We start from the raw sequence: 2,729 nt of genomic DNA, 5'->3' as shown, positions 1-2,729 counted from the left end.
TCACCCACCCGTTCACCCACCCACGCATTCGCCTGCACACCCCCGTACATCGCCGTAGGTCCCCGAAGGGAGCCGCGCCATGCGCGCAGCCGTACTGCACGAGATCGGGCAGGACAAGCTCGACGTCCTGGACGACGTCGAGGCTGTGGGCTTCGGCCCCGGCAAGGTGAGGATCCGGATACGGGCCACCGGGCTGTGCCACTCGGACCTCTCCGCGATGAGCGGCGTACTGCCGCAGCCCGCACCCTTCGTCCCCGGTCATGAAGGCGCCGGCGAGATCCTCGAAGTGGGGGAAGGGGTAAGCCACTTGAAGGCAGGTGACCGGGTCGTCATCTGCTGGCTGCCCGCCTGCGGCGCCTGTCCCGCCTGTAGGCGCGGCCAGACCGAACTGTGTCTCTCCGGGTTCATGAACGCGGGCACCCCCAACTTCCGGCGCCCCGGCGGCGATGTCTTCGGCATGGCAGGCACCGGCATATTCGCCGAGGAGGTCGTCCTCGACGCGGGCTGCGCCGTGCCCATCCCCGACGACGTGCCCTTCGACATCGCCGCCCTCATCGGCTGCGGAGTGACCACCGGACTCGGTGCCGCCATCAACACCGCTGAGGTGCAAGCCGGTTCGTCGGTCGCCGTCATCGGCTGCGGAGGTGTCGGCATCTCCGCGATACAGGGCGCGCGGCTCCAGGGCGCCGCCGAGATCGTCGCCGTCGACCCGGTGCTCTCGCGCCGGGAGTCCGCGCTCAAGTTCGGTGCAACGAAGGCCGTTTCGCCGGACGAGCTGGCGAACGCCAAGCAACAGCTCACCGGCGGCGAGGGGTTCGACTACGTCTTCGAGGTCGTCGGCCGCTCCGCCACCGCCCGCACCGCCTACGACACCACCCGGCGCGGCGGCACCATGGTCGTCGTCGGCGCCGGTGCCATGGACGACAACCTCCAACTCAACATGTTCGAGCTGTTCTTCGACGAGAAGCGCATCCTGCCGTCGATGTACGGCGGCGGCGACGTCATGCGGTCCTACGAGCGCACGATCGCCCTCTGGCGCGCCGGACGCGTCGACCTCGAAGGCCTCATCACCCACCGCGTACCGCTCGCCGACATCAACGAGGCACTCGACCAGATGCGCACGGGGACCGCACTGCGTACGTGCATCGAGATCTGAGGGACGCCGCCGATGTCACCGCTGTCACCATCACCATCACCATCACCGTCGCTGTCACCGGCACTGCCGCTTGAGGGGCTCGCCGCGATCGTCACGGGCGCCGGGCGCGGTCTCGGCCGGGCCGAGGCGCTGGAGTTGGCCAGGCTCGGCGCGGCCGTCGTCGTCAACGACTACGGACAGCCCGGCCGGGACGGATCGGGCGAGGCGTCCGCCACCCCCGCCGAGGAGGTCGCCGCCGAGATCCGCGCGGCGGGCGGCACGGCGACCGCCCACACCGGAGATGTCGCCGATCACCAACAGGCCCGTGAACTGGTCGAGTTGGCGATCGCCGAGTTCGGAAGGCTGGACATCCTCGTCAACAACGCGGGCATCCTGCGCGACCGCATGGTCTTCTCCATGTCGGAGGGGGAGTGGGACGCCGTCATACGGGTCCATCTCAAGGGACACTTCAACACGACCCGCTTCGCCGCCGCGCACTGGCGGGAGCGCGCCAAGGCGACCGGCGCCCCGGTGTACGGGCGGATCGTCAACACGTCCTCGGAGGCGTTTCTCGCCGGATCGGCCGGACAGCCCAACTACGCCGCCGCGAAAGGCGGAATCGTCGGTCTGACCACCTCCACGGCCCTCGCCCTCGCCAAGTACGGCGTGACGGCGAACGCCATCTGCCCGCGCGCCCGGACCCGGATGACCGAGGACGTCTTCCAGGACTTCCAGCAGCCGGAGGAGGGCGAGGCCGGCCTCGACCCTCTCGCCCCCGAGCATGTCGCCCCGCTCGTCGGCTACCTGGCATCACCGGCCGCCGAACTTGTCAACGGTCAACTGCTCGTCGTCCACGGCGGGATGGTCGCCGTCGTCGAACGCCCCCGGGTCGCCGCCAAGTTCGACAGCAAGCAGGACACCTTCACCTACGACGAACTGGACGCGCTGCTCACCCCGCACTACGCGAAGCGGCCCACTGGGGAGACGTTCGCGGCGGCGGAGGTGCTGGGCCTCAAGCGCGGCTGAGACAAGCAGCCCCGCCCGTAAACCGACCGGGCGGGGCTGCGCTTCACTCGACGTCGAGTCGGTCGACGCGGAGTCGGTCGACGCGGAGTCGGTCGACGTCGAGATCGATGTCTCGATGTACCGTCGGGCTCAGGCCCTGTTCTCGGCCTGCTCGGAGGACGGCTTGCGGTGACGGCCGTGCGGGGTCGTCTCGTCGTTGTGGGCCGAGACCGGACCCCGGTGCCTGCCGTGGCCGTTGCTGTGGCCCGTCGCCTCGTGGGCGTCGGCGGACAGCGGCTGCATGGTGCTTGTGTCGTTCATCGGAAAGTACTCACCCCGTCAACATGATCCTTCTGACAGCCGGATGATCTTAACCAAGGCGACTTGGGGTGACACGAGCCGTACACGCCAACCGGGACTAGTTCGTTACAAGCTTCGTCACTTCGTTACTTAGCGGGCTTCCCGGCTTCCCGCCTTCCCGGCATTCGCCACGAGCCGCCCCAGTGGAGCCTGCTGCAAGGGCACCGGCCGGGCCACCGCGACAGGCGCGAACGGTTGCTGCGACGCAGACGCAGACGCAGACGCAGAC

The 2,729-nt window shown here is 69.1% G+C and carries 3 protein-coding genes; 2 read left to right on the top strand and 1 reads right to left on the bottom strand.

What is annotated here, in order from left to right; all coding sequences use genetic code 11:
• The first annotated feature begins 79 nt into the window (after window positions 1-79).
• On the top strand, window positions 80-1,156 hold the full coding sequence (locus tag AOK08_RS38785; RefSeq protein ID WP_055534860.1) for a Zn-dependent alcohol dehydrogenase: 1,077 nt from the start codon (window positions 80-82) through the stop codon (window positions 1,154-1,156).
• 12 nt (window positions 1,157-1,168) lie between these two features.
• On the top strand, window positions 1,169-2,161 hold the full coding sequence (locus tag AOK08_RS38780) for a 3-oxoacyl-ACP reductase (protein WP_079054539.1): 993 nt from the start codon (window positions 1,169-1,171) through the stop codon (window positions 2,159-2,161).
• A gap of 129 nt (window positions 2,162-2,290) precedes the next feature.
• On the opposite strand, the gene AOK08_RS46770 is transcribed toward AOK08_RS38780, so the two are convergent.
• Window positions 2,291-2,461: a hypothetical protein gene (locus AOK08_RS46770; protein ID WP_198539525.1), complete on the bottom strand. Its 171-nt coding sequence runs from the start codon at window positions 2,459-2,461 to the stop codon at window positions 2,291-2,293.
• Between the last annotated feature and the right edge of the window lie 268 nt (window positions 2,462-2,729).

It is taken from the genome of Streptomyces graminilatus, from assembly GCF_001418565.1.
Classification (GTDB): domain Bacteria; phylum Actinomycetota; class Actinomycetes; order Streptomycetales; family Streptomycetaceae; genus Streptomyces; species Streptomyces graminilatus.
The sequence above is the reverse complement of the archived record's forward strand: the minus strand, read 5'-3'. Positions and strand labels throughout refer to the sequence as shown.